Here is a 25,736-nt window from a genome sequence, read left to right on the forward strand (position 1 = left end):
GATGCGCGTTCCTGACACCTCGATGATCGGCCACCTGAAGTGGACAGACTCCGGCGTCGTGTGGGCCACCTGGCGCCTGGAAGGGCTCCCCAAGGGGCTCGGTGGCAGCGAGCTCAACGAAACCCGCCGGCGGATCCACCGTGCGCTGGCCCACGGCATCATCGGCGAGTACATGCTGATGGGTCTGGGCGGCATGGTCTCGCCCGACGAGGTCGCGAACAACATGCTCGACGGTGTCGACGTGTCCGAGCACCCGATGCTCGCTGAGGAAGTCCTCCTGGCCATGGACGACTTCGATGCGCACCCGCACGGCCGCCGCGAATTCTGGATCTCCGTCCCTCTGAAGGCGAAGACCCCGGTGGACCAGCTCCGCCGCGTGTGGAGCTGGCTCGAGAACTCCGCACGCGAGCGCCTCGCCCTTCGGGTGGCACCGCCGGCGCCCGACGCGGTTGTGGCAGCGCTGCGTGCAGCCAAGCAGATCGAGGACGCCATTCCGGGTGCCCTACTGCCGCGCCGCGCGACCGTCGCGGAGCAGGTCTGGATCGCAACGCACGCCGTCAGCCGCGGCTTGTACGAGTCCCCCGCTCCGCAGCGACGCCCCGACGAGGTCGCCCACGGCGCCCGACAGCTGCAGCTCGACGAGCACCTCGAGAAGGTCAGCACACCGAAGAGCTACCCCCCGTTCCACATGGACGAGGGCGGTCAGACCGACACGACCAGCAAGATCGCGCACCGCAATCCGCTCAAGGCCCGGTTCCTGAAGGTGACGAACCTGCGCGCCATGGAGTCCAGCTACCAGTGCATGCTCGCGCTGTCCGGCACTCCGAAGGGCGGCTGGGACGAGGACCTCGACTGGGTCGGGACGCTCGACGAGCTCGGCGTCAACGCCGACTGGGTGTTCCGTGTGCAGAGCATCAGCGGCCGGGAGGCGAAGCGCCGCAACTCCCGGATCGAGGCGAACATCGCCGACCAGATGGACCAGCAGGAGGGCACGGCCGCGATCACCGGCACGGGCGGCGAGATGGACGTCGCAGCCAGCGACCTGAACCAGTTTCACCAGGAGCTCGGCGCGTACGACCGTGAGGTCCAGGTGCAGGCGACGTTCATCGTTGCCGTCGGCGACTCCACCGCCGACGGCGCGATCGCACGCGCCGAGTTCGTGCGGAAGTACTTCGCGGACTCGCTCGAGTTCCAGTTCGACATCCCCATCGGCGGGCAGGAGGCCCTCTGGTGGGCAATGTGGCCTGGCAGCCCGACCACGCGCATCGTCCGGGAGTTCGCGGAGCTCACCACCGGAACCCACTTCGCGACTCTCACCCCACTCACCAGCACCGAGCTCGGCGACAACAAGGGCGTCCTGATCGCCGACAACATCAGCAACGGCATGGAGCGACCGGTCCTGCTCGACCTGTGGGGGCAGATCAAGGGCGACGTGTCCGGCTCCATCGGCCTCGCCGGCGAACAGGGTGGCGGCAAGACCGTGTTCATCAAGATCGTCATCGGCGGCGTGCACGACCGCGGCGGCCGATTCGTCGCGATCGACGGCTCCAAGGTGCGCGAGTACGCGACGTTCGCGAAGACCCTCGACCAGACCTCGACCATCCTCGTCGACCTGGTGAACCCGAAGTACTCGCTGGACCCGCTGCGCATCTTCGGTGCCGAAGAGGGCGCCTCGCACATGTACACCCTGTGCGCGTCGCTGCTGGGCATCGAACCTCTGTCCGAGGACGGCATCATGCTCGCCACGGTGCTCAGTGAGCGCCGCGCGAAGGAGAGCAACCTGGTCAGCATCGGGCACCTGCACCAGCAGCTCAAGTCGATGGGCGCCGCGGGGGACTCGACGGCCAAGCGGCTCGCCGGACTCATGGATCTGTACAGCGACACCGAGTACGGGGCAGTGCTGTTCGACGACACGCTGCCGGTCCTGGACCTCGATGCTCGAGCGATCGTCTTCCTCACCTACGGTGTCGCACTGCCGACCAAGGAGGAGCTGGAGAGCCCCCACCAGTTCAAGCGCCTCGGCCTGGACAAGATCTTCGGCAACGCCATGTACGCGCTGCTCGCCCGCCTCAGCAAGGAGATCTGCTTCCGCAACCGCAACGAGCTCGCCCTCTGGGTGGTCGATGAGTTCAAGCACGTCGCCGCCAACCCGCACAGCCTGGCCGAGGCCGAGGTCTTCCTCCGCCAGGGCCGTAAGCACGGCGCACCCCTGCTCATCGCGTCCCAGGACGCTCGCGACTTCGGCGGCCCGGAGATGCGCGCGCTGATCAAGAACCGGGTGCTGACCCGGCAGACCGACACCGACGCCGCCGAATCGAACCTCGAGTGGTTCCAGAAGGGGTTCAGCAAGGACGAGGTGAACGTGAAGCTCATCACGGAGCAGCTCTCGCCCCTCGGCCCCGACAACAAGGTCCCGGTGAACCGACGCGGCGAGGCGCTCTTCCGTGATGCCCGCGGCCGGATGGGCAAGATCCGCACACGGGTCTCCCGCCGTCCTGAGCGTGCACAGGCCACCCTCTCCACCCCGGATGCGGAGAAGGCCCCCGCCCCCGAGGAGGTGTCCGCATGAGCCTCTACGCGCTCGCGGTCGAGGCGTCCACCGCACGTCGGCGGATCCGGCGTGTCCTCCGCTGGGTGCTGCGCCACCCGGTCCGGGTGTTCGCGTTCATCGTCGGGAGCTGGCTGCTGATCTCCCTGCTGGGTGGGAACGCGATCATCGCGAACGCGGCTGACGGGGATCTGAAGTCGCTGCCCTACCTCAGCGCGCTGACTGCGAAGGACTCGGGCGGCGTCGACATGCTGCACTACGTGTTCCTGCCGATCGACAGGGGCGACATCTTCCACCCGGACCAGTGGTTCATGAGCAAGGTCGTCGACCCGATCTGGATCTGGAACATCGTCTCGCTGTCCTGGGGCCTGTGGTTCATCGAGTTCCTCGTCACGATGGAGTGGGTCGACTGGATCACTCCTCCGCTGCAGTCGATCTTCGACCTGCTGTCCTCGATCGTCACCTCGATCGGCTGGGTGCCCTTGGCGATGGCCGCCGCCGGACTGATCGGGATCGTCGCGATCATGCGCGGCCGTGTCGCCCTCGGCATCACGGAGATCGTCCTCTCGCTCACCGCGGCCGCGCTCGTGGCCGGGATGCTCGCGAACCCGATCGGCATGGTCACCGGTCCCGACGGCGGGATCCGCAAGGCACAGCAGTGGTCAGGATCGGTCGCCGCGGCGATCGCCTCCGACAACAGCGACTACCTCAACGCGCCCCCGACCGCGGACAACGCCAAGCAGGTCGTCAACGACGCGCTGCTGTCTCAGGTGATGGACGTGTGGGTGCGGGTCCCGATGCAGGAGGTCACGTTCGGGCACGTCCTCACCGGCAGCTGCGTCGATGCCTTCAACACGTCGATGATGCAGGTCAACCCGGGTGATCCCGGCACGACCAGCAAGGTGCGCGACGCGATCCGCGGTTGCGACCCCGCGGCTGCGGACTATGCGTCCAACCCGAACTGGGGCACCGCCGCCACGGCCGGTATCGCCACCTACGGCACCAACATCCTGCTGGCCATGGCGGTCGCGCTCGGGTTCGTGCTCCTGCTCGCCACCGGGTACACGATCTGGAATGCCGGGAAGTGGTTCTTCGCCAACGTCGCCGCGATCCTGCCCTCCATCGCTCGGCATGCATGGTTCAGCGCCATGGCCGGTGTCGTCGTCGGCCTGTTCACGATCGGCATGTCGATCATCCTCGTCACCGCGTTCCTGAAGCTCACCACCGGCGCGATGACGCTCATGTCGAACATCCCCGGGCTGTCCGCGATCGCTCAGCTCGGATTCCTCGACTTCATGGTGACCGCGATGATCATCACCCTGGTCTGGCAGTTCTTCAAGGCGAAGAAGGCCGGGGAGAAGTTCGCCGCCCGCATGGCGAGGCTCGGCCTCGGCCGCGCCCACGAGGCCAAGGCCCGCCCCGTGGTGAAGAACGTCGTCCGGCAGACCACCCGGTTCGCGGAGTCCTACCTGCGCGGGAAGATGTTCGCCGACGCCGCCGGCGCCGCGGTCGGCGGCGTCGCCCCAGTGATCACCACCGGCGGCACGATGGGCGGGTTCTTCGGCACCAGCCGCCCCGGCGCGCCCGTGTCCACCCAGGCGCCCGTGCCGATGATGCCGCTCGAGGCGATCCCCGCCCCGTCTGCACTCGAGGCGGGCAAGAGCAGCAGCGTGAAGGAGAAGGCGGCGAAGGCCCTCACCGCTGGCGTCTCGGTGGGACTCGCTGCGGCAACCGGCGGTACCAGCGCTGCAGTGCTCGCGTTGACCAAGGAGGGCGGCAAGTACGTCCTGCAGCGCGGCATCCAGAGCGCCGCAGCGGGCTCTGCCGCGGCCGAGCCCAGCCCCACGCCGGGGCGCCGCTCGTCTGAGCCGTCGGCGCCGGCCGCGTCCGGTTCCGGGGGTGTTCAGCGTCCGACGTTCACCGGTTTCGGGCGGCGCATCGAGGTCGACAAGGACGGCGTCAGCCGGGTCATGCCCCGTGAAGCCCCTCAGCGCGGAGGCGTGTACCGCATCACCGCTCCGAGCGCTCCGGCGCCGGCGAGCAGCTCGTCGACTCTGCTGCGGGAGCGGCTGCGGAAGGTCGCGGAGCGGAACATCTGATGAAGAAGGGCGTACTCGTCGCGATCGCCGGCTTCGCCGTCGGCGCCGTGGTGCTGGTGGCCGGGTACCTGCTGATGATGGCGATGACCATCTTCGGCGCAGCCGGTGCGGCCGCGTGCGCACCAGGAGCCCCCGCTCCGGTGGTGTCCGCGGCCGCACCGGCGAACAGGTCGCTGCCGGAATCGATCGCCGGCTACTCGGGCGAGCAGCTGACCAACGCGCAGGCCATCATCGCGGCCGCGCGGGCGATGAACCTCGGCGGCAACGCCCAGGTCATCGGGGTGATGACCGCGATGGACGAGTCGTCGCTGCGCAACATCGACTACGGCGACTGGGAGACCAGCGGGTGGACGAACCCCGACGGGTCCCGCACCACCAGCATCGGGCTGTTCCAGCAGCAGGACGGGTGGGGAAGCCGCGCTGACCGCCTGAACCCGCAGAAGGCCGCGACGATGTTCTTCCAGGCGCTGATCCAGGTGCCCGGGTGGGACACGCTGCCGCCGATCATCGCCGCGCACCGCACGCAGATCAACGCGGACGCGAACGACTACCAGCCGTACCTCGAGCCGGCCACACAGGTCGTGTCCGCGCTCACGGGCCTGCCTCTGTCGTCGCAGCCCGGATCCGGCACCTGCAAGATCGGACCTGCCGGCAACAACTACCCCGCCGCGGCCGGCACCGAGCCGGGCCCGTGGGGCGGGTTCAGCAACGGCGGCATCCCGAGCAGCGCCCTCCAGCCCATTCCGTGGGCGCCGGAGCATGCGCTGCGCCCTGACGCCACCGCGGCGCTCGTCGCGATGGACCAGAAGTTCCTCGCCGATAACGGCTTCCACCTGCCGATCAACGACGGCTACCGCGACTTCGACCAGCAGGTCCGCGACAAGGCCACGTACGGCGACGGTGCCGCCACCCCAGGAACCAGCAATCACGGCTGGGGCCTGGCCATCGACGTCGGCACGCAGCAGCACTACACGATCAGCGAGAGCGACGCGACGTACGCGTGGCTGAAGCAGAACGCGGCCGCGTTCGGGTGGAAGCACCCCGACTGGGCCGAGCCCGGCGGATCCGGCCCCCAAGAGGCCTGGCACTGGGAGTACTGGGGCAAGGAGAAGAGCGCATGACCACGACCAAGACCTTCATCATCGGCGGGATCCTCGCCGGCGCCCTGCTGCTCACCAGCTGCGCCGCCCCCGCCCCGGAAGCGACGCCCACGCCCACCGGCACCGCTCAGACGACCCGGCCACTGGCCCTGCCCACCACCGGGAGCTCGGGAAGCGACACGGCCTCCCTGAAGAGTCAGCAGGAGGCGGCAGCGCTGGCGGAGCAGCTGATGCCTCAGTTCCTGAACCACGCCCTCCCCTACGACCAGTGGTGGGCTGCCGTTTCCCCGTCGATGACCGCTGAAGCCCGATACATGTGGCAGTCCACCGACCCGAAGGCGATCCGCGGGAGCACCGTCACCGGCCCGGCGACCGTGACGTCGGCGCCGAGCTCCACCCAGGTCATCGTCGAGGTTCCCTCCGACGCCGGGCTCTGGCGCCTCGAGCTGATCCGACAGGCCGAGGAAGGTGCGACCCCCGGCCGCTGGCAGGTGTTCGCGCTGACCTCTCCCCCGCGAACCCGGAAATGAATTTGTCCACTCCGTCCCCGGCCACGCACCCCTAGTGAGTGAGACCCCCGATTTCGAGGAGCACCCCATGAACGAAAGAGACACCGACGCCCTGCTTGTGCTGCTCGTGGCCGTACTCGTCGGCCCGACCGTGCTCGCGTCACTGTTCAAGCCCGTGCAGAAGATGCTCGTGCAGTGGAAGATCCTCGTCACCGATGGCGTTCTGATCCCGATCGGTGACGGAGCAGGCCTGGACCTTGCCCGGATCGTCATCGTGGTGTGCATCCTGCTGGCCATCGCGCTCCTCGGCGCGATGCTCGTGCGCCGGCGCCGCGAGCGCAAGGCGGGCGAGCAGCGATGAGCCGCATGCTGCTGCCGGGATCGAAGCTCCCGCAGAAGAAGGCGCCCGTCAACGCGGTCCTGCTTCTGGTCCTGGTCGCCGTCGCGGCCGGGACGCTCGCCTACCTCACGGGGAACATCGCGGCGACCGTGCTGATCGGTGTCTTCACGCTCCTCGGTGTGCCGGCGATCGTCGCGAGTTACTTCCGCACCCGGGAGCGCCTGGAGGGATCGGATCTGTTCCTCATGCGGGTGCACGCACTCCTGGGCTGGCCAGAACCGGACCGTCAGCAGATCGTGCCTTCCCGGTACCGCGGCGGCTGGATCGGGTCCCCACAGCGACTCGACCTCGTCTACAACCCGCTTCTGGACGAGGACGCGCCGGAGAACATCGCCGAGGTGATGCGGCAGGCCAAGAAGCAGTTCCAGGTCCCGTATCGGATCGTCCGGCACCGCAAGAACCGGGTGCGCCTGGTCGCGGCGCCGAACACCGCAGCCGAGCGTGATCGAGATGAGAAGGTCGACCGTTCCAAGCTGATCATCGCGAAGACCTTCGGGACTTCGGCGCGCACCACGGTCGACACGAAACTCGTGACCCGCAAGGTCGGCGAGAAGGACGTCACCGAGACGCAGATCACGCGCATCACGGTGAAGTACGAGGTCGCGCCGAAGCTGTCCCGCTCCGGGATCCGGGCGTCGATCGAGTCGCAGGTCTCCGGGGTGCTCGAGGGGCGGTGGCGCGGGTTCTGGGATCTGCCCAACGACACCTTCTGGATCGAGCCGCGTCCAGTCCTCCCCAACGTCATCGAGAACCCGTGTGTGGCGCCGAAGACCGTCGATCCGCTCGCCACCTACGACGATCTGGCCGTGCCGATCGGCGTCGACGAGGACGGCAACACGATCAGCTGGCGCCCCAAGCACGACGCGCACGTCCTCACCACCGGCAAGACCGGCCGTGGAAAGACCGTCTGCCTCCTCGGGATCACCGAGTACCTCGCCGCCCATGGGTGGGAGATCTGGGGCATCGACGGCAAGCGGTTCGAGATGCTCGGCCTGCGCACCTGGTTCAACGTGCGCCTCATCGCCGGTCGCGTCGACCACCAGGCGCGCGTCGCGCACAAGGTCTACCAGGAGATGCAGCGGCGCATGGCCGCGTATGAGAACGGCGAGCAGCGCCTCGAGGACTTCACGCCGATCCTGTTCGTCATCGACGAGTTCAAGACGTTCCGCAACGCCCTCGGGCGCTGGTACCGCACGGTCAAGCCCAAGGGCGCCAGCACGCAGCCACCTGTCCTCGACGAGATCAGCGACATCGCGTCACTAGGCCGCAAGATGCGCATCCACATCGTCGTCGGCCTGCAGCGCCCCGACGCCGAGTTCATGACCGGCGACATGCGCGACAACTTCGGCTTCCGGATCAGTTGGGGTCGGCTCTCCGCCGAGGGCGCCAAGATGATGTGGAACAACTTCGTCACCGGCACCACGATCCCGACCCAGATCCGCGGTCGCGGTATCGCGTACAACAAGGCCGGCGAGCCCGTCGAGATCCAGGGCTACTGGACACCAGACCCTTACCAGACCGACCCGGAGCGTCCCGAGGTCTGGGTCTTCGAGAACGACCTGCAGCTGGTCCAGCAGATGCAGCCCGCCGAGCGCATCCACGACCTCATGAAGATCGTCGATCCCGACGAGCGCTTTGCCGACTTGGACGGCGATGGCAAGGACGAAGAGCTCACCTACAACGACTACATGGACACGCGGATCATCCCCGCCGGTGACGCTTCCCTCATCGACACGTCCGTGAAGATCTCTCGTGCCATCGCGGATCAGGCGGCTCAGGAGAAGCAGTCCGCGCGCGTCGCGCTCCTCGAGCGCATCCAGACCGAAGCTGAGGCCGAGGATCCCGAGATCTCCGACGAAGACGAGATGTTCGCCGGCTACTCCCCCGCCGCCGACACCTTCCCCGAGGAACTCCTCACCCCTGGCGGAGACCTCGCCCACCCCGGTGTGCTCATGCTCGTCGACGCGGACAGCGACACATGGGGACTCGTCGAGTTCATCGACCACGACGGCGGCCTCGATGACGAGGACGACGACTCCGTCACGTTCTCCTACCGCGATTTCCGCACCGGAGAGCCCGGATCCAAGACCGTCCCCAACGGCACCTCGATCATCACCCGTACCCCGATCGACCCGGAGGCGCGATGATCGCTATGGGATCCTGGTGCGGCACGCCGACCGTTAATGCACGCTGTGGGCACATGTATGTGTTTGCATGGCGTCATGTCCGACCCGATCGAACCCCGAGTGCGCGCCAAGAAGCCGCGTCGCAAGATGGGCGCCGTGACGGATCCAGTGCTGGTCAGTTGGCGAATCGAACTCGCGACGCGCAGTCGCGTGAACGATTTGGCGAAACGGTCGGCCATGTCTGCGTCGGAGTTCGTCGACCGCATGGTCGAGCACATCGAACTGACCGCTCAGGGCGTTCCGCCGTGGGTCGAGCAGCCGTACGTGTCCGAGAGCGAGGCTGTGCCGCGTCGCAAGGTGGGCTCGATCGAGAGCCCTGTGCTGATCAGCTGGCGCATCGAGACGAGCACGCGCGAGCGAGTGAAGGAGCTCGCGAAGCTGTCAGGCATGTCGTCTTCGGCGTTCGTCGACCAGATGGTCGCGAATCTGCCGCTCACCGACCAGGGCATTCCTTCGTGGGTGCCCCCGCTCGACCGCGACGGGGAGCTGCCTATCGACGACGTCTAACGCAAGAGGCCCCCTGCCGAAGCAGAGGGCCCGTTCGCTTGGGGTTCAGATCCCTGAAGTTTGGCGACTCAGATCTGAATTCAGTTGCTCTCGAAGCTGACTTGGCGGTCGGCGTCTCGAGCTGTGTATCGCACCGGGAGGGCACCCGGGGCTTTGTCGTACCCACTGACTCCCATCAGGAGGTGATCTCATGTTACTCCAGCGCTGGAGTTATCTCCAGCATCTAGGCGCGAATTCTGCTGACAATCTGCAAGAAAATTGCAAGCAAATTTCGCCGGATGCTTCTCGACTCGGGGCCGCCCCTGCCCGTCAGGATCCAAGCCACGACTGGGATCACCTCGCGATGCCGCAGTCACAGCGCCGTCGCACCTCTGCCGCGAAGCGAGCGACGAAGCGTCGCTCGGTGGCAGGTGGATGCGGGTCCTGGTCGATCCCGGTCGAGGATGGCGCGTACGCGGGCGTGGCCGCGTGGCGATCGCGCAGCTCGTGGATGCGACTGCTCCGGGAGCTGCTCGAGTCGGCCGCCGGCGTCGAGCTGTGCAAGGGGCGCATCAAGGCGGACACCGTGATGGCCGTCGCCCGCGTCGACGCAGAGACCGCCGATGGAACGTCCGGCCGCGGTGTGACGACGTCGCACAAGACGGTGGCTAAGCGGCTGGGCATGTCGGACCGGCACGTCGGCACCGCGCGACGCATCATCGAGAAGCTCGGCCTGGCCGTCACGATCATCCGCGGCCGCCACCTCTCCCCCCAGGAACGCTCCACAGCACGCGCCGCACACGGCGGCTACCAGGAGGCCGCAGCCTCCGTCCGAGCCCTCACCATGCCGCTCGAGGCCGTTCAGGCCCACACACGCGCTCCTGGCGTCTCTGAGAGCCACTCCGGCGCCTCGCCTGTGGATACTTTCCACCTACCCGGTACGGGTTCAGTTAACGAGTTCTCTCCCCTTTCAGAAGTCTCACCAATGCGCGCTGGAGCGCGCAGGAAGGCCGCTGCGCGGCCTAAGCCGAGGAGGAAGAGCTACCCCAAGGCCGAGAGGCAGCCTCGCGACGTCGAGATGCAGCGATTCGCGTGGGAGATCCTGCAGCGATTCCTGCTCTCCGACAGCCCGCTCCCCCGAGAAGGCGCCCCGGTCACGCCCGGAGCGCTCCGCGACCGCAAGCACATCGGGAACCTGATGCGCGTCCTCGAGCGCAACCGGATCACCCCCGCCCGCTACACCGTCAAGAGCCTCAGCGAAGCCCTCGACACCCTCATCGCCGCCGGCAAGATCCCGCCCGCCCGCCACGACGAGATCCGCGACCCCTTCGCGAACTTCGCCTGGAGACTGCACAGGCTTGCCCAGCTCACCGAAGGCGAGACCACGATCGAACGCATCAACCGCGAGAACGCCGAACGCACCCAGCGCCGCGCCGAACAAGCCCGCGACGCCGCATCCCGTGCCGCTACCGATCTGGCGGCCGCCGACGCCGCGGCCGCAGCATTCTTCGCCCAGAGCCGCCTCACCCGCCGCCCCAAGCTCCACGAACGCCGCACCGACGTGGCCGCACTCGTCAACACGATCACCGGCCCCGGCAAGCGCCTCCACGAGACTCCTCCGCAGATGCAGATCCTCGCCGGCGACCTCACAGTCCTCCACCGGGCGCTCGCGAACGCCGGCCACGAGCTGCAGACCACCGACACCACGCTGCAGTGGACCGGCCCCGACGGCACCGTCCAGGTCGCGCTTCACCGCGACGGTGACAGCGTCACCGCGCAGCTGCTCACCACCGAGCTCATCAACTCCCCCACCCCCGCCGGGGCTGCGCTCGCAGCCTTCGTCGACACCCAGAAAGAGAAGAGGTAACCCCCACATGTCCATCACGGTTTACACCAAGCCCTCCTGCGTGCAGTGCAACGCGACCTACCGCGCGCTTGACGCGAAGGGCATCGAGTACGAGATCCACGACGTCTCGGAGGACGCTGCGGCGCTCGAGCACGTGAAGTCGCTCGGCTACCTGCAGGCTCCCGTCGTCGTCACCGACGAGGACCACTGGTCGGGCTTCCGTCCCGACAAGATCGACGAACTCGCCGCTCGCCTGGCGTAACCCCACACCCAGCGAGAGGGGCGGATCGGAGCTAACGATCCGCCCCTCTGCTGCGCTTCTCCCCCACGCCGAGCCCGCTCTCCACACGTGCTGTCCTGCAAGACAGCAAGCAGTCATGCATGCATGAAAGACGAATCGGTCATCATTCGATGAGTGAAGCAAGCATGCAGGAAGGAAAGAAAGAAAGGACAGCATGCATGCAAGACACACCGCATGCATGCTTGCAAGATGATCTTCCCGAATGTAATGTCGTACCAAGTTGAAAGACAGCCAGCAGGAATGACTGCATGCATGCATGCAAGAACGAAGGAGATCGAATGACCTGCGTGTACGCGGTGTACAGCGAATCCGGGGGAGTGGGGAAGACCACCACCGCGATCTCGCTCGCCATGGCTTTCGCGATCGCCGGCAAGAAGGTCGTCATCATCGACCTCGACCCCCGCGGCGCCACAACCGACTGGTTCGGTATCGAGCCGAAGGAGAAGGGCCTGCATGTCGGTGCCATCCTCGGCAACGACGACGTCGACGGCTGGGCCGAGCAGCTCGCCGTCCCCTCTGGCTGGCACGAGAACCTGCGCGTCATCCCCTCCGACCGCAGCCTCTCCAACCGTGAGAAGGACAACTCCCAGGGCCTGGAGCTGCGCCTCAAGGAGTCCCTGCAGGACATCGACGCCGACGTCGTTATCATCGACTGCCCGAACCGGCAGGGCGGCCCCCTCACCCTGTCAGCGCTCTACGCCGCGAACGCGGTCATCTACGCCGCTTCGCCCACGCAGGACGGCCTCAAGGGCGTCGAGGGCGGACGCCGCAGCGTCGCAGAGTTCCGCCGGCTGCGCGAGCGCCAGGGCGCGAGCGTCACGCTCGAGGAAGCCGGTATCGTCCTCGGCAACGTCGCGGACACCGTCATGACCCGCGTCGCTAAGGAGGTCATCGATCAGCTGCGCGAGACCGACATGCTCCTCACCCCGATCGTGCCGGCACGCGTGATCGTCCAGGAGTCCCGCATGAGTGGCCAGTGGTACGGCAACTTCCGTAAGGGCGAGCCCGTCCTGACGGCCTACAAGGAGATCGCAGAGAAGGTGGCACGATGAACGCTGACATGGACCGACCGATGACCCTCAAGCGGCCGCCGAAGCCCGCCGCAGACGACCGCGTCGACCCCATCGAGGTCGCGGCGTCCGCGCCGGCCGAGGCGCCCGCGCCGACTGCAGATGCGCCGGCGTCGACCACGCAGAGCGCCACCTCCACGCCGCGGGGCAAGAAGCGCGAGCTCACCGTCCCGCTCAGCAACCGGATCTCCGTCGAAGCCAGCGAGGTCCTCGAGCGGGCAGCTGAGGAAGCCGGCAGCATCCGCGCCGCGCTCGAGCAGGCGATCTTCGCGCACTGGGGGCGGCCGTAGCGGCCGCTGTCATTCAGACGATCGGCCCTGGCCCCTTCAGGGGAGCCGGGGCCGATCCATGCATGGAGTGATGCGGCGAAGCACTCGCTCGCGCTGGCGAGGTCAGGAACGCTGGATCGGGGTGAACGGTGGCGATTGCGTGTCAGGGGCGTCTGCGGCCGGCCCGGAGACCTCGATCCGGAGCCCCACAACCCCGGGGCCGCGTCCGAGTCGATCGTCGGTGCGCAGCTCGCGCAGGAAGGCGAGCTTCCGCTCGAACTCCGCCCGGTCGAAAGCGGGAACAGTGACGAGCGGTGACGCGGCAGCAGGGCCATCAGCGGCGCGCACAGCGAAGTGGGAGATGCCAATGTCGTCGGTGGTGCGATAGCGACTGAACGAGTCGAGGAACGTCCTGTGGACGATCTCGCGCCGGTCGAGGCCATCGCGCACTTTCGCCAGTAGCTCACTCTCAGCGGCGGCCCGATCGTCCCCAACGAGATCCCACACGACCATGATCTGCACGTCGCGATCGCCGGCCGTCGGCCCAACCTTCACCTCTGCGAGCAGCGCTTCACCAACCTCGACAGCTGTCGATGCATCGCTGGCTGCGACCTCAACAAGCACTCGAACACGCACTCGAGGACTGTATCGCGCGCGAGCTCGGCGAGGTGGCCGGCGCATCCGTCCGTCCTCGTCCTAGATGGGCGACTGCAGCTCTCGTGAGAACGCGCAGGTCTAGAGAGACAGTCGGCAACTCCCGTGAGTACTGCGGGTTCAGCGGGACGGCAGGCACCGCCAATGCATGAAAAATGCCAGCAAACTTCGACGCTTCAGATGGCCGAGGGTGTATGCATGGGGATGCTCGTGAGAGGTTGAGCCTCCGCTTCCCTACGCGCGAGGGCGCGAGATGAGCTGCGGCTCAGCCTATCAGGAGTGTCAACGTGTATTGAAAATTTCAAGCACTTTTCGCCACTAAGACGACCACGCCAGGGGGACACGACTTGACGACACCAGTGTCCTCCTCGCGAGGTCTTCCGGCCTCGACCAGCGCGGTGTGTCGGATCCAGCGCATGCGCGTCGCGGCCGCTCGCGGCAGGGTGCGTCACTGTGCGGAGGCTTGTTAAGCGCCCCGTCGGTGCGGTCCACCTACGGAGGCGCGCGCCGTCAGACGTCGACGGCGTGCCCGCCCGCGGGTGCTGGGTGCACGCTCGATGCGCCTACCGGTTTCCCTGGCGGCCATACACGCAGATCCCGCAGGAATCGACCTGTGCGATCGTCAGCTGTATCTCTGGGGGCGCCGGGGGAGCGAACGATTGAGGATGGTGGGCTCCTTGATACCGACCTGGTTGAGGGCGAGGGTCGCGAGGTCGATCGGGGCTTGGATGAAGTCGTGGTCGTTGGTCGCCGGATCGGCGATGATGCGGACAGGGCGGAACTGAGGGTTCAGCGGTCGATGGACGCCGCTCGGTGGGGCCGCGTTGCGGATATGGAACTCGGGTGTCCGGCCCGTGCTGCCGGCCATCTCGACACCGAGCATGACTTCATAGTCGCCAGAGTGTGCGTCCTCGGCGACCGTGCGCACGAGCGCGAGGAGGGTCGCGGCGAAGGCTTCGACCGCGAGGGGGGGGATCTGGTGGGCGGCGTACGGCTCGTTCGTCTTCTCGTGTGGGTGTCCTCCGGCCCGCCAGGAGAGACCGACGGATCCGTCATCGAGAACGACGGCGTGGGCCTCGCGGGTGTCGCCGGCGGCCTTCGGTGGCATGTACAGGCCGCCCAGGGTTGGGCGATCGGGGTAGATGTCGATGTGCTCGAGCGGACCGTACTCACCCAGTCCGCTCAGCCACCAGCGAGCCAGGAGGGTCGCGCGATCGGCGATCGGCGTGGCGGTATCACGGCGGCCCGCATGGTACTGGGGCCGTCGCGGCCGCGCAGCTCCAACCAGCACCGCGGCGGCCGTGGGGGTCACCGCGGCCACCATGTCCTCGTAGATCTGCTGGAGAGCCAGTTCGCTGCGACGGGCGCCGTCGAACCGCGCCCGGTACGCGGATTCGATCTGGGGCTCCTTCATCCAGATGGTGTCCGCGCCGGTGCGCAGCGGCGCCCCGAATCTGTCGTCACGGAAGATCAGGTGCGGGCCGTCCGTGCTCGCGGGTATCACGAGCGCAACCGCGCGCGGGGACCCTTCCGCAGCCGGGATGGCGATCGCTTCGACGCCGAAGACCGGGGGAGTGATCGCCGACATGCATACCTGACGGATGGTGCGTTCGTAGCCTTCATTGAGCTCGCCGGCGTCGTGCCGGCCGGAAGCCTTGGCGCCGGTGTCGGTGACTCCGAAGACGATGATCCCACCGTCCGCATTGGCGAACGCGGCGATGTCCTTGACGTGGCTGTCGCGGAAGTCTTTCTCGGGAGGGAGCCCGCGCTTCCAGTCGAGCTGGTCCCCCTCGGGGATCCCCTGGGCGACGGCGTCGTTGATCATCTGGTCGGTGATTGGCCCAGGGTTCTCGCCGAGGAGGCGGTGCAGGGGAGTGTGCAACATGCGCCTCAGCATAGGGAACGGCAGGGGGGCTGCCGCGGCTCCCAATACACGCACCGGGTGCACGCGCGTGGCTGGACTAAGACAGCGTGGCGGGGGGACAAATACACGCGGGATCGGCGGAACGACGCGGGTCCTCGCTCGCCGCTGTTGCAGCGGCTCAGGAGTAGGTGTGGTGCACGTGCCAGCCGTCGACGCTCGCGTAGACGTCGAAGACCAGGCAGTCGCCGGCGTCGTTCGTGCCTTGGAATCGCCACCCGTACAGCGGGTGCGGGTTCTCCATCGGGATCGACCAGATCGAGTGCCTGATCCTCGTGGGCGTATCCGTCACGCGCCACCTCTTGCCGGCGTAGACCATCCGCGCGGGCACGTTGTTCACCATCCACAGCGTCACGGGCTGTTCGATTGTCTGCACGCTCATGGGTTAACAGAATAGAACACAGATTCGAATACGGCTAGAGTTTGACTGTGCACGTAATCCAGCTCGCCCGCGCGCAGTGGCTGGTGGTGGACAACCACTACCGCGCTCGATTCCTCATCGTCGAGGGGCCGCTGGTGCTGCGTGAGACGGGGGAGACGCTCGTGAAGCACCGCGTCGAATGGTGGGCGCCGGATCCGAAGAAGCGGCACGTGCTCGCCGTGTGCGACGGACTCCTCGCCGCGGAGAACTGGTGCGACGAGGAGATCAAGCGCGACGCAGAGAACAAGGCGAAGATCTCCGCGTCGGTCGCGCGCGACGGGTTCTGATCGCGGTGGGCACGAGCCAGCGTGAATCCGATGCGGCCGCCGACCACTTCCTGTTGAAGGTCGCCAGGGAGAACCCGCTGCAGTCGCTCACCGAGAAGGAGCTGCAGCTCGAGGAGACGCCGGTCACGATCTACCCGAAACCGATTCGAGCGAAAGCCTGGATCCGATTCGGCACCATCCCGGTGCACATGGACTGCTGGATTCACCGCACCACCTCAGAAGCAGCAGGCGTCTCCTTCACCATCCTCGACAAGAAGTTCCGCTGTTGGGTGTGGGGCAACGCGGTCACTCTGCCCGAACCCGAACCCGGCGCCGCGCCCCGCGCGCAGGCCACCCGATCGCTGCGCCGCTGAGCTGGCCAATCCACAGTCAGGGAGGTCCTCCCCACTTTCTAAGATGCGGGCATGAGGGGACAGACACGAGCCGAAGCCATCGCCAGAGCCGCCCATGCCGGCCAGGTCGACAAGACCGGACACCCGTACATCGATCACCCGGCACGCGTCGCCGCGCGCGTCCAGGGCAACGCGCAGCTGGAGGCGATCGCCTGGCTGCACGACGTCGTCGAAGACACCACGGTCACCCTCGACGATCTCCGCCGCGAGTTCCCCGACGAGATCGTCGACGCCGTCGACGCGCTCACCAAACGACCCGGCGAGACCCGACAGGACTACTACGCCCGGGTGCGACAGAACACACGAGCTCTGCAGGTCAAGCACGCCGACATCGACGACAACACCGACCCGGCCCGCACCGCCCTCCTCGACGAAACCACCCGGGCCCGACTCGCCCAGAAATACGCCGCGGCTCGCGAGGCTCTCGCCGATGTGTAGATCCATCGACGCCGGCGGCCGCCGCTGCCTACACCACGACGACCTGCGCACCCACGATCTGAAAGACCTCGAACCCGACGCGACCGAGAACGCACCGCACGTCGACTGGGGCAACGTGCCCACCGCCGAAGAGCTCTACGACGAGTTCGGGCCCACCGTCGCCGGCACCGCCATCCACGACCTCGAGCGCATCGCCAAGGCCGAGCCCGCGATCACCGCGGCCGTCATCGACGCGATGCCCGACGGCTGCCGCATGCACGGCCTCGAGTACCGCATGAAGTCGCCCCGCTCCCTCGCCGCCAAGATCCAGAAGAAGCTCGACGCCGACCCCTCGCGCAGCCCCCGCACCATCAGCGCCAGCCTCAGCGACTTCGTCCGCTACACCGTCGTCGCCCCCCACGCCAGCGACGTCGTCCCCGCCGCCCACGCCACCATCAACACCCTCATCGAACGCGGGTGGACCCTCAAGGAGCTCGAGCACTCCTACGTCAACGGCAACCCCTACAAGGGGCTCCACTCCATCGTCCTCGAGAACAGCACCGGCCAGGATGTCGAGATCCAGTTCCACGCCGAGGACGGCATCGCGATCAAGGACCAGTTCCACGTCGAGTACGAGGTCGCGCGCGACCCTCACACACCGCGCGCTCGTCGAGTCGAGGCGCACAAGACCATGGTCGACGCGTGGAGCACGGTGATCACCCCGGGTGGGCTGCAGAACCTGACCATCGGTGGTGTCTCGGTTCAGCCGAAGAGTTACCCGGCGCCGAGGGGCCCTGCAGCTCACGAGCAGCCCGGACCTGGCGCGTAAGACAAGACTAAGATAAACTAAGAAGAGAGAGTGAGAAGGTGAGAACCGTGAACCTGTATCTGGTGAGGAATCCCGACGGTCACGCCGTCTGGGTGGCCTACGAGAACGCCGAGGGCCAGTTCTACTCCTACGTGCAGAACACCGGCCAGTTCCACTTCAACGGCGGCCTCTACGAAGACTTCTACTACGACCAGCGCATGACCTTCGAGCCGGTCACCGCGGCGGCCGCCGACGCGGCAATCCGCGCGGGCACCGGTCGGCTGGACCCAGGCACCCGGGCACACGACATCGCGCGCTACGAAGCCGACGTCGACGGGATCCCGGTCGACCAGATCCTCGGCCATCGGCCCGCCCCGGTCCCGTCGCCGAAACAGCAGGCCATCGCTCGCGCCCGCACGCTCGCTGCGGCGCCGGCGGGGCAGTGGCTTACCTGGAAGAGCTATCCGCGGGACAAGAAGCAGCTCGCGCACGTCGCCGTCACCGACATCACCAAGGGGAAGATCCGCGCGCTGCGTGAGCTCGGGCAGCTGAAGGTCCGCCTCGAGGATGTCGACGACCAGGTGCAGGTGCAGGTCTCCCGCGTCGCCTGAACCCCGTCAAGCGATCGCGACCACCTCGAGCGCCCACGGCCCAGCGAGCTCCGCGCGATCGCCAACGCTCGCGACGGCCTCGGCGAGAGCGCGGTCCTCGAAGGCGGCAGCGTCGGCGGGGTTCATGTCGACGTCGCCGACGGAGTACTGCTGCCCGTCATAGCTGAAGTCGCCGGACACGAGAGCGGTCTGCACCCAGCTGACGCCACCGCCGAAACAGCCCTGTTGGTCGACGCCGCTGCAATCGGTGCAGCGCACCCGGATCCGGAACGTGTTCATTTCGTGGGCAGAGGGACGTCGCGGTAGATGAGCACCTGCTGCAGCACCTCGTCCGGGTGCTGCTTGTACAGCGCAACGAGCGCGCTGGTCGACACCGACGGGCCGCTCGCAGTCTCCTCGGTCGCCGGCAGGCCACGCTCACGGAAGAGTGCGTGCTGCAGCTGCCGGCGGTTGTCGAGGTTGATCTCATGCCCGAGGAGCTCTGCCGTGGCGGCCGCGGCCCTGAGGGCGGTGCGGGTGGCGCCGGCGGCGTTGAGCCGGCCACGCCGGAAGGCGGAGCTCGCGAGGCGGGACGCGATGAAGACATCGGCGTCGCGGTGGTCGTAGAGCGGCTCGGCTCGGGCGACCCAGTTGTTGACCGGGGTGGGGAACCCCTCGGGGCGCTGCGGCCCGTCGGCGGCATAGGTGCGCGCGGTCTTGAGAGAGATGCGGAGCTCGCGGGCGATGTAGTCGAGGCCGACCGTCTTGTTCAGGTCAATGACCAGGTGTGCCGGCGGAGTGATCTCCGGAGCGTCGGCCGCGCGGTACTTGCTGATGTAGCGGTCCGCTGCGGCGCGGGGGAAGAGCTTCACCCGAGCCTTGGGGTCGATGGGCTTGGGGAAGTCCTCCCGGCGGATCCGCTGGATGCGGACCGTCTCGATCTTGATGCCGAGTGCGATGGCGATGTACTCGTCTCCGACGACTTCACGGCTGGCCATGGGGGTCCCCTTCGGGGTCAGTGAGGTTGCTGCTGGCGTGGATTGTGGGGCGGCGCCAGTCGGCCGCGGTCTCCTCGAGCTCGGCCGAGGTGAGGATCCCGACGTTGGGATTCATCGTGCCCCGGTCGAGGCGCGCGCGGACCTCGGTGCCGAGCAGGTCGATGAAGCGGCGAGCAGGGGAATCGACCCAACCGGGCACCTGGTGCGCGGCGTCGATGTACGCCAGGCGGGTGCGTTCGATCTGCGGGAGCAGCTCGTCGACAAGCTCGGCGGTGAGGATCTCGGCGATCGGCTGCCATCGATACCCGCCGCCATCCCCGTCCGCGGCGAGCGCCGCGGAGAGAGTGAGGCCGGTGCCGTCGGCGACGATGACTTGCGCCTCGGGGGTGGTGTCGGGGTGTTCGATGAGTGCGAGGGCAGCGGTGACGAGGAGGTCGATGCTGTCGGCGTGGATGGGCATCAGGCGGCTCCGCGGGATGAAGAGAGCGGCGCCCGACTGCTGCCTGGAATTGTCAGATCCACAGGACAGAAGGACCACATCACTCCGCTGAGGGAGGAGGGGGCCAGCAGTCGGGCGCCGAGCTTGATCATAGTGCGGGTCCGGGACCTTTCAGGAGGTGACGGCATCGGGATGGGGGTCGGCTACTGTCGGCGTATGAACGCTGGATCCCTGACGCTCGTTGAGGTGCGGCCGCGGGTGAGGGGTCGCTTCTGGCGGGTATTCGCGCCGTCGGAGGAGTTCCTGGCGCCGTGGTGGGACGAGGAGCTCCGAGTCGACGACGTGGATCATTGGTTCTCCGCCCGTCGCGATGGCGTCGAGGTTGCTCGGTGCAAGTTCATCCTCGAGCCGGGGCCGCTGGACCGTAAGCCGCTCGGTCCGATGCCGCACGGGCAGCTCGACATTCTCGCGCTCGAGGTCGCGGTCTCGGCCCGCCGGCAGGGCATCGGACTGGCGACGGTGCAGGCGATCCGAGCGATGTACCCGCTGCCACGCATGACCGCGTTGAACGACGACGCGACGTCGCGACGTTTCTGGGACGGCATTGGCTGGGTTCGTCATGAGCTGGATCCCTTCTTCGCTGGCGTCGAACGGGTGACGTACTCGGAGGTCTGAGGCGGTTAGCGATCGTTTCCCGGGCGGGCGCCGTAGACGGCTTCGTCCCAGGGATGCCAGTCGGCGTCGCCTGCGTGGAGCACGAGCCCCTCTTCCCAGCTGACACCGACCTCCTCTCCGTGGTCGGCTTCTGCGGCGAGCGCGGCCGCCGGCTCGGCAGGGGCGGTGCTGCTGTTGGCGCCGGTGGGGGTGGCGGTGAAGGTGGTGCCGGTGCGGATGAGCTGGGTCATGAGGGATTCGGCGCACCAGAGGCAGCGGGCGGTGGGGGGCTGTGTTCGTGGGTGTGATGATGACGACCGCGTCGGCGAGACCGCCGTCGTGGTTGTCGCTTCCGCACTGGATGGTCTCAGTCATTGGTCTGCTCCTTGCTGGAGATCTCGCGGGTTGCGGGTGCGTGTCTGGGGCAGTAGTCGTGCCGGGCCTTCACTCTGCCGAGGTCGTGCTCTCGGATGATCGATGTGAACCCGGCGCGGTCTGCAGCGCGTCGCGCTCTGCGAGCGTTCTCTTCCGGCTGTGCGGCGGGGGCTCCGCAGATGTCGCAGATGACGTAGCTCAGGTGTGCGATCGCCATCAGTTGGTCCCGCTGCGGTCGTCAGTGTCGTGGGAGGAGATCCACGCTTGTTGGTCCTGAGAGATGTGCGGCGGGCGGTGGCCGGGGAGGCGCCAGCATTGCTGGTAGCCGAGTGTCCCGGGGCGCACGGTGCCGCACAGGCCTGCCGGCCGCTCTTCGGCGGCGCCGATGGCGTCGAGCTCCTGCTCGTCGAGCTGGGGCCGGTCGACGAGCACGAACCAGCTGCCGTCCTTCTCGATTTCTGGCCTGCCGGCGTCTTCCCAGCGGCAGGTCGCTGCCCAGTCGTGGGGGTCGCCGTCAGGGCGGGTGTAGCTGCCGGCGGTGCTCGGGTCGGTCATTCGCGGGCCCTTCGTCCTTGTGCGGATCACCCGCAACATTCGAACTGTGGATCTGACATTCACAGCCTATCGCAGGTCGGCGACATTCGGTAGACCGCGCCGGCATGCCGGTCGTCTCACCTACAAGGGGTGCCCGCGGCGAGCCGGATTGGACATCCTGCCCGCTCGCGCTCGCCGCAGCGCTGGTGCCCCGGGCTGGACCCGGGGCACCAGGTGCTCAACCGGCGAAAGCCCAAGCCGGGACCAGGCCGCGGTCGATGATCTCCGCGAGTGTGGCCGTGAACGTCGGCGCTCCGGGCGTCCGAGTCGCCTGCTCGATGAAGAACGCGGCCCGGGTGGACCGTCCCAGTGCCCACGACAGCCACCCGCACACGGTCAGGGCCGCTGCGCGCTGCGCGCCTTCGGTGTGAGCGGCGACCATCCGGCAGACCTCGAACGCGGAATCCAGGCGTGCCGGATCCGGTCGCGCCGCATCGCCGACGATGATCGCGGCGACCTGCGCGTCGATAACCCCGGCGCGCTGCATCTCCATCACGTCCCGGCCCTGCTCGATGCTGCTGGCCCACTGGATGAGAGCGACGTCGCGCAGCAACGGCTTCGCCAGGTGAGCGGCGAGAGCCGCGGCCCTCACAGGATCCAGCCGTGCCGGATCCCAGCCGAGGGCCTCCTCGAACAGGTTGCACGCGGTGGTGTCCGTCACGACGGCGCACGCGGCGCGGATCCCCGCGCGCAGCTGCTCGTCGACGACGGGAAGCGACGCCCCGGCGTGCTGGTCACCGTCCGCGACAGACTCCGGGAGCGGGTGCGGCGGGAGCGTGTCCAATGGGGCTTCACCCGGCGCCGAAGAAGTCACCCCACCCGGTCGGGGTCAGGTAAAGGACCTCGATCGCGGCCAGATCGAACAAGGGCGCGACCAGGCGCAGCGCCTGCGCAAGCGGCTCGTGCTCACGCGCCGTGCCGTCCGTGAACACAACGGCAACGAACCCCGTCACCCCAGGCACCCGACACACCATCTCCAGCAACTGCGCGACCATCGGGCCCGCATCCTCGGCACTCACCGGAAGATCCGCGCGCATCGCACCCGTGCTGCGCTCGCCGCAGAAGGGGAGCAGCACCAGCGACTGCGTCGGCGTGAACCCGAGTACCGCAGTCACCGCCCCGAACAGCTCCGCCTTGCCCTGAGCCCTCAGTGTCATCGTCTCGTTCATGATCGTCCAATCTGTTAGCTGTGGATCTGACAGTTACAGTCTTGCAGGGGCCACCGACATTCGAAGGGCCTCGCCCCGGAACGCGTCCAGGACGAGGCCCGCGGCGGGATCAGACGAGTGCTGCGACCTCCTCCGCCGCCGACTCGGGGGCGACCGTTCCGTGGCTGAGGAGCTCCCGCGCATCCGCGGCGCAGGTGATCAGCTGTGCGCCGTACTCCCGGGCAAGAATGTGGCAGCCGGTGCTGGCAGCTGAGGTGATCGGGCCGGGGACCACGCCGAGGCCGCGGCCGAGCCGGTGTGCGTGCGCACCCAGGTTCAGCGCTCCGGAGCGTGCGCCCGCCTCGGCGATCACCGTGGCGCGCGTGGCCGCCGCAACGATCCGTCCCCTGGTGATGAACCGGTGGCGCGTCGGTGCTGTACCGGTGGGGGACTCGGAGACGATCGCGCAGCCCTCGGTGGCGGCGATCCTGTTGAACAGATCTGTGTGCCCGCTCGGGTAGGTGCGATCGACACCGCCGGCCGTCCACACCACGGTGCGGCCGCCGGCGCGGAGGGCGGCCCTCGCGGCGGTCCCATCGATTCCGTACGCTCCGCCGTTGTGCACCACGGTGCCGCCCGCGGCGAGCTCGGAGACGATCTCCTGGCTCACGTGCTCGCCGTATGCGCTCGAGGCCCGCGCCCCAGACCACGCCAGGGCATCGGCAGCTTCCAGGGCTTGCACGTCGCCGCGCACCCACAGCAGATGAGGAACCTCGGCGTCGAGATCCGCGATCCCGGGAACCGACAGCGGATCCACCAGGTGCACGCCGTCGTGCTCGGCCTTGCGCAGGACCGCGGACGTCTGCGCGTCGGAGAGGCGGCTCACCCAGCGTGCAACGGCAGAGGACCGTCCAGTGCTGTGCTCGGCGAGGTCCGCCGCACGCCGCGGATCCCGCAGGGCTTCCAAGGCGTCGACGAACCCGAGATCGGCGACCACCGCGGTGGCGTCCGGATCACACGGGTCCGAGATCAGGGACCATGCGGCCCGAGCGCGCCGTTCGGCCTTGTCGGTGATGAGAGAGATGTTCATGAGGGAACCTTCCGGTAACTGTTGTGGATCTGACAGTTACAGTCTGGCAGGGGCCTCCGACATTCGGCCGGCCCCCGCCAGGATCTGCTCTCAGGCGGCGCTCGTCGCCGTGCGCTCGCGCAATCGAGCGCTCCAGCCGTTCAGGACGTGCGCCGGCGTCGCCCAGGTATCGAAGTGCTCGAGCGTGAGCGTGTTCGCCCGATGCACCAACGCAGGGATGCCGAGCAGCGAGAACTGCACGTAGCTCATGTGCACCGCGATCAGCGACAGGTCGTTCGCGGTCACGTGCATCCGCCGCGTGTAGTCGATCCCCTGTGACGCGAGGTGCTGGGCGACCGCGATCACCATGGCGCCGGCTCCGCACGCGGGCTCGGCGACGGAGATGAAGGGCTGCGTCTCCAACAGCTGGGCGGCGTCGGCGAGCTGCATGCTCGCCATGAGCTGAGCGACGCTGTACGGGGTGAAGAACTGCCCCTGATCCTTGCTCGCGATCTCCAGCTGCATGTACGTCTCGCCGAGCACGTCGCGAGGATCCGCGTCGAGCTCGAGCACGACCAGCGCGAGCGCCTCGGCGAAGCGGTTCATGGCGGCCTCTCCGTAGCGCTCCCTGGTCTTCTCGTACTCGTCCTCCCGCTCCTGGAATCCCACGGGGTCCACCCGGTTGCGCAGCGCCACGGCGGACACCTCGCAGAAGTCGGCGAACACGCGGCGCATGTCGCTCGCGCCCGTGTTCGCCTTCAGCAGCTTCACGATCGTCTTCGTCCCGCGATCCATGACCATGCGACTTCCTCCTGCCGTTCTCAGGCGACGCTGAAGTCGCGGGAACGCCAACGGGGGATCCGCACGCGCATGCCTGCGTCGACGACGCGTAGCTCGTCGCGCCTCAAGACCTCGAAGACCGTGTCCTCAGACGTGCGGAACCCTCCGCTGAACGTGAGCGGCGTCGAGAACCGGATCCGCGAGCCGCGCTGCACGCGCGGCTTCGCCTCCTCGCGCTGCAGGTTCTCCCAGCAGCGCGCACGCCACTCGTTCGCGTACTCGTGATCGGTGGGGGTCAGCGCCTCGAGCACGGCCCGCGGGGCGCTCGAGGCACCGGGGCCCATGGTCTCGTCCATGTCCTTGTACGTGAAGTTGTAGTAGCTGCCCGGGGCGACCGAGTACAGCACCACGAGCGCGAAGACCTCGCCGGCATGCGGGTGAGGCTCCAGATAGCGCACAGCGGCGTAGAACTCGTACTGCCAGTCGCCGCAGCCAGGGGAGAAGGTCGGGTTCCTCCGTGCCGCGCTGGCGATGATCTCGCCGTGGGTGAAGTAGTCAGCGAAGTACTCCGCCGGCTTCTGGCCGGCCGGCTTGTGAGTCGAAGTAGCTCCCATGGTGTCTTGTCCTGTTCTGTCTTCGTGTTTGTTGTGGATCTGACGGTTACAGTCAAGCGGGGGCCACGGACATTTCTATGGGGTGGGGACTAGCGGAGTGAATTGTGCTTGCTTTTTTCATGCTTTTTTGGGGTGAATGGTGCTTGAATTTTGCAAGCTTTTTTCGGGGGTGGGTGGGGTCGTGCGGGGGTCGGGCGCGGGCGTCGTGGCGGGCCCGGGCGCAGGATGCCAGGGGCGCGCTGCGCGAGCGCGGGGAGCTGCTCGGCGGCGGGTGTGGTGGGTCCGTGCCGGGGGGTGCGTGGTGGGCGGTGGCGGTGGCGGGGTGCTCGTGGGGCGGGGTGCTCGTGGGCGGGGTGTGGGGCCGGGTGCGTGCGCAGCAGGCGGGGGAGTGCCGTGGCGGGGGCCGGGGGAGCCTCTGGGAGGCGCTGTGCGCCGTTCTGAGAGCCTGGGGGGCGGTGCGGTGCCCCCACGAGCCGGCCCCGAGGTATCCGGGTCGTCCTCAGCCCGATCAGGAACCCTCCCTCCCTGATCCGTACCGCTGCCCCCACAACCCGACCACCGCGGCCGCGACCGCGGCCGCTCGACGCCTGCCCGGGCACCTCGACACCTGCCGACCAGCACCCGACGCACCACGCGCGCCCAGCCCCGCAGAGCACGCGACGGCCCCGCATGACCCAGCCACGCAGCGGCCCGCCAGGGCCGCGAGGCCCGCGCCAGCGGGCCGTCAGAGCGGCGGCGCCAGCCGCCCGCTCGCTGCCCCC

General features: G+C 67.9%; 30 protein-coding genes. 17 read left to right on the plus strand and 13 right to left on the minus strand.

Annotated features, from left to right (window positions below):
• Position 1: 1 nt before the first annotated feature.
• From ACYQ1L_RS00375 to ACYQ1L_RS00425, 11 genes are all read left to right on the plus strand, one after another.
• Complete coding sequence (locus ACYQ1L_RS00375; protein WP_460002192.1) at positions 2–2,569, plus strand: ATP-binding protein; 2,568 nt, start codon at positions 2–4, stop codon at positions 2,567–2,569.
• Positions 2,566–4,647, plus strand: coding sequence for a hypothetical protein (locus ACYQ1L_RS00380; protein ID WP_460002194.1), 2,082 nt, complete (start codon positions 2,566–2,568; stop codon positions 4,645–4,647). Before ACYQ1L_RS00375 ends, ACYQ1L_RS00380 begins: the two co-directional genes overlap by 4 nt.
• Entirely contained in the window at positions 4,647–5,768 is a 1,122-nt protein-coding gene (locus tag ACYQ1L_RS00385; protein ID WP_460002196.1) for a M15 family metallopeptidase, read from the plus strand. The genes ACYQ1L_RS00380 and ACYQ1L_RS00385 overlap by 1 nt, the downstream gene beginning before the upstream one ends.
• Positions 5,765–6,277 carry a hypothetical protein gene (locus ACYQ1L_RS00390; protein WP_460002198.1) on the plus strand — a complete coding sequence of 171 codons (513 nt, stop codon included), beginning with the start codon at positions 5,765–5,767 and terminating at the stop codon, positions 6,275–6,277. Before ACYQ1L_RS00385 ends, ACYQ1L_RS00390 begins: the two co-directional genes overlap by 4 nt.
• Positions 6,278–6,344: 67 nt before the next feature.
• Positions 6,345–6,617, plus strand: a complete 273-nt coding sequence (locus tag ACYQ1L_RS00395; protein ID WP_460002199.1) for a hypothetical protein — start codon at positions 6,345–6,347, stop codon at positions 6,615–6,617.
• Positions 6,614–8,803, plus strand: coding sequence for a type IV secretory system conjugative DNA transfer family protein (locus ACYQ1L_RS00400; RefSeq protein ID WP_460002201.1), 2,190 nt, complete (start codon positions 6,614–6,616; stop codon positions 8,801–8,803). The genes ACYQ1L_RS00395 and ACYQ1L_RS00400 overlap by 4 nt, the downstream gene beginning before the upstream one ends.
• Before the next feature lie 75 nt (positions 8,804–8,878).
• Entirely contained in the window at positions 8,879–9,349 is a 471-nt protein-coding gene (locus tag ACYQ1L_RS00405) for a hypothetical protein (RefSeq protein ID WP_460002202.1), read from the plus strand.
• Positions 9,350–9,839: 490 nt separating this feature from the next.
• The gene (locus ACYQ1L_RS00410; RefSeq protein WP_460002203.1) at positions 9,840–11,195 is read left to right on the plus strand and encodes a hypothetical protein; all 1,356 of its coding nucleotides are present in this window, start codon (positions 9,840–9,842) and stop codon (positions 11,193–11,195) included.
• Positions 11,196–11,202: 7 nt separating this feature from the next.
• A complete protein-coding gene (gene nrdH, locus ACYQ1L_RS00415) occupies positions 11,203–11,436 on the plus strand; it encodes a glutaredoxin-like protein NrdH (protein ID WP_045273567.1) in 234 nt (77 codons plus the stop codon).
• Positions 11,437–11,753: 317 nt separating this feature from the next.
• The gene (locus ACYQ1L_RS00420; RefSeq protein WP_460002204.1) at positions 11,754–12,527 is read left to right on the plus strand and encodes a ParA family protein; all 774 of its coding nucleotides are present in this window, start codon (positions 11,754–11,756) and stop codon (positions 12,525–12,527) included.
• Positions 12,524–12,835: a hypothetical protein gene (locus ACYQ1L_RS00425; RefSeq protein ID WP_460002205.1), complete on the plus strand. Its 312-nt coding sequence runs from the start codon at positions 12,524–12,526 to the stop codon at positions 12,833–12,835. The genes ACYQ1L_RS00420 and ACYQ1L_RS00425 overlap by 4 nt, the downstream gene beginning before the upstream one ends.
• 102 nt (positions 12,836–12,937) lie before the next feature.
• Here the strand turns inward: ACYQ1L_RS00425 and ACYQ1L_RS00430 are convergent, their stop codons facing one another.
• The 3 genes from ACYQ1L_RS00430 to ACYQ1L_RS00440 form a co-directional block, all read right to left on the minus strand.
• Positions 12,938–13,450 (minus strand): hypothetical protein, encoded by a 513-nt coding sequence (locus tag ACYQ1L_RS00430; RefSeq protein ID WP_460002207.1) that lies wholly within the window; start codon positions 13,448–13,450, stop codon positions 12,938–12,940.
• 640 nt (positions 13,451–14,090) lie between these two features.
• Entirely contained in the window at positions 14,091–15,353 is a 1,263-nt protein-coding gene (locus ACYQ1L_RS00435; RefSeq protein WP_460002208.1) for an AlbA family DNA-binding domain-containing protein, read from the minus strand.
• Positions 15,354–15,510: 157 nt separating this feature from the next.
• Entirely contained in the window at positions 15,511–15,771 is a 261-nt protein-coding gene (locus tag ACYQ1L_RS00440; RefSeq protein ID WP_460002209.1) for a hypothetical protein, read from the minus strand.
• Positions 15,772–15,818: 47 nt separating this feature from the next.
• Between ACYQ1L_RS00440 and ACYQ1L_RS00445 the strand changes: the two genes are divergently transcribed.
• Genes ACYQ1L_RS00445 through ACYQ1L_RS00465 form a run of 5 tightly spaced genes read left to right on the plus strand, consistent with a single transcriptional unit; the run spans position 15,819 to position 18,325 of the window.
• Complete coding sequence (locus ACYQ1L_RS00445) at positions 15,819–16,097, plus strand: hypothetical protein (protein ID WP_460002210.1); 279 nt, start codon at positions 15,819–15,821, stop codon at positions 16,095–16,097.
• A gap of 5 nt (positions 16,098–16,102) precedes the next feature.
• The gene (locus ACYQ1L_RS00450) at positions 16,103–16,450 is read left to right on the plus strand and encodes a hypothetical protein (RefSeq protein WP_460002211.1); all 348 of its coding nucleotides are present in this window, start codon (positions 16,103–16,105) and stop codon (positions 16,448–16,450) included.
• Positions 16,451–16,501: 51 nt separating this feature from the next.
• On the plus strand, positions 16,502–16,927 hold the full coding sequence (locus ACYQ1L_RS00455) for an HD domain-containing protein (protein ID WP_460002212.1): 426 nt from the start codon (positions 16,502–16,504) through the stop codon (positions 16,925–16,927).
• On the plus strand, positions 16,920–17,735 hold the full coding sequence (locus ACYQ1L_RS00460; protein ID WP_460002213.1) for a hypothetical protein: 816 nt from the start codon (positions 16,920–16,922) through the stop codon (positions 17,733–17,735). Before ACYQ1L_RS00455 ends, ACYQ1L_RS00460 begins: the two co-directional genes overlap by 8 nt.
• 38 nt (positions 17,736–17,773) lie before the next feature.
• A complete protein-coding gene (locus ACYQ1L_RS00465; protein WP_345188968.1) occupies positions 17,774–18,325 on the plus strand; it encodes a hypothetical protein in 552 nt (183 codons plus the stop codon).
• A 6-nt stretch (positions 18,326–18,331) separates the two neighbouring features.
• On the opposite strand, the gene ACYQ1L_RS00470 is transcribed toward ACYQ1L_RS00465, so the two are convergent.
• From ACYQ1L_RS00470 to ACYQ1L_RS00480, 3 genes are read right to left on the minus strand one after another with little or no spacing between them, the layout of a single operon-like run.
• Entirely contained in the window at positions 18,332–18,604 is a 273-nt protein-coding gene (locus ACYQ1L_RS00470; protein WP_460002216.1) for a hypothetical protein, read from the minus strand.
• The gene (locus ACYQ1L_RS00475) at positions 18,601–19,302 is read right to left on the minus strand and encodes a hypothetical protein (protein WP_460002217.1); all 702 of its coding nucleotides are present in this window, start codon (positions 19,300–19,302) and stop codon (positions 18,601–18,603) included. The genes ACYQ1L_RS00470 and ACYQ1L_RS00475 overlap by 4 nt, the downstream gene beginning before the upstream one ends.
• Entirely contained in the window at positions 19,289–19,762 is a 474-nt protein-coding gene (locus tag ACYQ1L_RS00480) for a hypothetical protein (RefSeq protein WP_460002219.1), read from the minus strand. Before ACYQ1L_RS00480 ends, ACYQ1L_RS00475 begins: the two co-directional genes overlap by 14 nt.
• A gap of 171 nt (positions 19,763–19,933) precedes the next feature.
• Here ACYQ1L_RS00480 and ACYQ1L_RS00485 point away from each other — a divergent pair, with 171 nt between their 5' ends.
• Entirely contained in the window at positions 19,934–20,416 is a 483-nt protein-coding gene (locus ACYQ1L_RS00485) for a hypothetical protein (RefSeq protein WP_460002220.1), read from the plus strand.
• A 5-nt stretch (positions 20,417–20,421) separates the two neighbouring features.
• On the opposite strand, the gene ACYQ1L_RS00490 is transcribed toward ACYQ1L_RS00485, so the two are convergent.
• The 7 genes from ACYQ1L_RS00490 to ACYQ1L_RS00520 all read right to left on the minus strand — a co-directional run bounded on the left by ACYQ1L_RS00490 (position 20,422) and on the right by ACYQ1L_RS00520 (position 24,975).
• The gene (locus ACYQ1L_RS00490; protein ID WP_460002221.1) at positions 20,422–20,646 is read right to left on the minus strand and encodes a hypothetical protein; all 225 of its coding nucleotides are present in this window, start codon (positions 20,644–20,646) and stop codon (positions 20,422–20,424) included.
• A 340-nt stretch (positions 20,647–20,986) separates the two neighbouring features.
• Positions 20,987–21,325, minus strand: a complete 339-nt coding sequence (locus ACYQ1L_RS00495; protein WP_460002222.1) for a hypothetical protein — start codon at positions 21,323–21,325, stop codon at positions 20,987–20,989.
• Positions 21,326–21,542: 217 nt separating this feature from the next.
• Positions 21,543–22,148, minus strand: coding sequence for a hypothetical protein (locus ACYQ1L_RS00500; protein ID WP_460002223.1), 606 nt, complete (start codon positions 22,146–22,148; stop codon positions 21,543–21,545).
• Positions 22,149–22,155: 7 nt separating this feature from the next.
• Positions 22,156–22,533 carry a DUF4192 family protein gene (locus ACYQ1L_RS00505; protein WP_460002224.1) on the minus strand — a complete coding sequence of 126 codons (378 nt, stop codon included), beginning with the start codon at positions 22,531–22,533 and terminating at the stop codon, positions 22,156–22,158.
• A gap of 109 nt (positions 22,534–22,642) precedes the next feature.
• The gene (locus ACYQ1L_RS00510) at positions 22,643–23,602 is read right to left on the minus strand and encodes a DNA-processing protein DprA (RefSeq protein ID WP_460002225.1); all 960 of its coding nucleotides are present in this window, start codon (positions 23,600–23,602) and stop codon (positions 22,643–22,645) included.
• A 90-nt stretch (positions 23,603–23,692) separates the two neighbouring features.
• Positions 23,693–24,382: an N-6 DNA methylase gene (locus tag ACYQ1L_RS00515; RefSeq protein ID WP_460002226.1), complete on the minus strand. Its 690-nt coding sequence runs from the start codon at positions 24,380–24,382 to the stop codon at positions 23,693–23,695.
• 20 nt (positions 24,383–24,402) lie between these two features.
• Entirely contained in the window at positions 24,403–24,975 is a 573-nt protein-coding gene (locus tag ACYQ1L_RS00520) for a DUF6927 domain-containing protein (protein ID WP_460002227.1), read from the minus strand.
• Between the last annotated feature and the right edge of the window lie 761 nt (positions 24,976–25,736).

The organism is Microbacterium xylanilyticum, assembly GCF_054654695.1.

What these genes read in the sequence shown, in the direction of transcription:
- ACYQ1L_RS00375 (WP_460002192.1), top strand. Translation starts at nt 2, where the DNA reads ATGCGCGTTCCTGACACCTCGATGATCGGCCACCTGAAGTGGACAGAC.
- ACYQ1L_RS00380 (WP_460002194.1), top strand. Translation starts at nt 2,566, where the DNA reads ATGAGCCTCTACGCGCTCGCGGTCGAGGCGTCCACCGCACGTCGGCGG.
- ACYQ1L_RS00385 (WP_460002196.1), top strand. Translation starts at nt 4,647, where the DNA reads ATGAAGAAGGGCGTACTCGTCGCGATCGCCGGCTTCGCCGTCGGCGCC.
- ACYQ1L_RS00390 (WP_460002198.1), top strand. Translation starts at nt 5,765, where the DNA reads ATGACCACGACCAAGACCTTCATCATCGGCGGGATCCTCGCCGGCGCC.
- ACYQ1L_RS00395 (WP_460002199.1), top strand. Translation starts at nt 6,345, where the DNA reads ATGAACGAAAGAGACACCGACGCCCTGCTTGTGCTGCTCGTGGCCGTA.
- ACYQ1L_RS00400 (WP_460002201.1), top strand. Translation starts at nt 6,614, where the DNA reads ATGAGCCGCATGCTGCTGCCGGGATCGAAGCTCCCGCAGAAGAAGGCG.
- ACYQ1L_RS00405 (WP_460002202.1), top strand. Translation starts at nt 8,879, where the DNA reads ATGTCCGACCCGATCGAACCCCGAGTGCGCGCCAAGAAGCCGCGTCGC.
- ACYQ1L_RS00410 (WP_460002203.1), top strand. Translation starts at nt 9,840, where the DNA reads ATGCGACTGCTCCGGGAGCTGCTCGAGTCGGCCGCCGGCGTCGAGCTG.
- nrdH (WP_045273567.1), top strand. Translation starts at nt 11,203, where the DNA reads ATGTCCATCACGGTTTACACCAAGCCCTCCTGCGTGCAGTGCAACGCG.
- ACYQ1L_RS00420 (WP_460002204.1), top strand. Translation starts at nt 11,754, where the DNA reads ATGACCTGCGTGTACGCGGTGTACAGCGAATCCGGGGGAGTGGGGAAG.
- ACYQ1L_RS00425 (WP_460002205.1), top strand. Translation starts at nt 12,524, where the DNA reads ATGAACGCTGACATGGACCGACCGATGACCCTCAAGCGGCCGCCGAAG.
- ACYQ1L_RS00435 (WP_460002208.1), bottom strand. Translation starts at nt 15,353, where the DNA reads ATGTTGCACACTCCCCTGCACCGCCTCCTCGGCGAGAACCCTGGGCCA.
- ACYQ1L_RS00440 (WP_460002209.1), bottom strand. Translation starts at nt 15,771, where the DNA reads ATGAGCGTGCAGACAATCGAACAGCCCGTGACGCTGTGGATGGTGAAC.
- ACYQ1L_RS00455 (WP_460002212.1), top strand. Translation starts at nt 16,502, where the DNA reads ATGAGGGGACAGACACGAGCCGAAGCCATCGCCAGAGCCGCCCATGCC.
- ACYQ1L_RS00460 (WP_460002213.1), top strand. Translation starts at nt 16,920, where the DNA reads ATGTGTAGATCCATCGACGCCGGCGGCCGCCGCTGCCTACACCACGAC.
- ACYQ1L_RS00470 (WP_460002216.1), bottom strand. Translation starts at nt 18,604, where the DNA reads ATGAACACGTTCCGGATCCGGGTGCGCTGCACCGATTGCAGCGGCGTC.
- ACYQ1L_RS00475 (WP_460002217.1), bottom strand. Translation starts at nt 19,302, where the DNA reads ATGGCCAGCCGTGAAGTCGTCGGAGACGAGTACATCGCCATCGCACTC.
- ACYQ1L_RS00480 (WP_460002219.1), bottom strand. Translation starts at nt 19,762, where the DNA reads ATGCCCATCCACGCCGACAGCATCGACCTCCTCGTCACCGCTGCCCTC.
- ACYQ1L_RS00485 (WP_460002220.1), top strand. Translation starts at nt 19,934, where the DNA reads ATGGGGGTCGGCTACTGTCGGCGTATGAACGCTGGATCCCTGACGCTC.
- ACYQ1L_RS00490 (WP_460002221.1), bottom strand. Translation starts at nt 20,646, where the DNA reads ATGACCCAGCTCATCCGCACCGGCACCACCTTCACCGCCACCCCCACC.
- ACYQ1L_RS00495 (WP_460002222.1), bottom strand. Translation starts at nt 21,325, where the DNA reads ATGACCGACCCGAGCACCGCCGGCAGCTACACCCGCCCTGACGGCGAC.
- ACYQ1L_RS00505 (WP_460002224.1), bottom strand. Translation starts at nt 22,533, where the DNA reads ATGAACGAGACGATGACACTGAGGGCTCAGGGCAAGGCGGAGCTGTTC.
- ACYQ1L_RS00510 (WP_460002225.1), bottom strand. Translation starts at nt 23,602, where the DNA reads ATGAACATCTCTCTCATCACCGACAAGGCCGAACGGCGCGCTCGGGCC.
- ACYQ1L_RS00515 (WP_460002226.1), bottom strand. Translation starts at nt 24,382, where the DNA reads ATGGTCATGGATCGCGGGACGAAGACGATCGTGAAGCTGCTGAAGGCG.
- ACYQ1L_RS00520 (WP_460002227.1), bottom strand. Translation starts at nt 24,975, where the DNA reads ATGGGAGCTACTTCGACTCACAAGCCGGCCGGCCAGAAGCCGGCGGAG.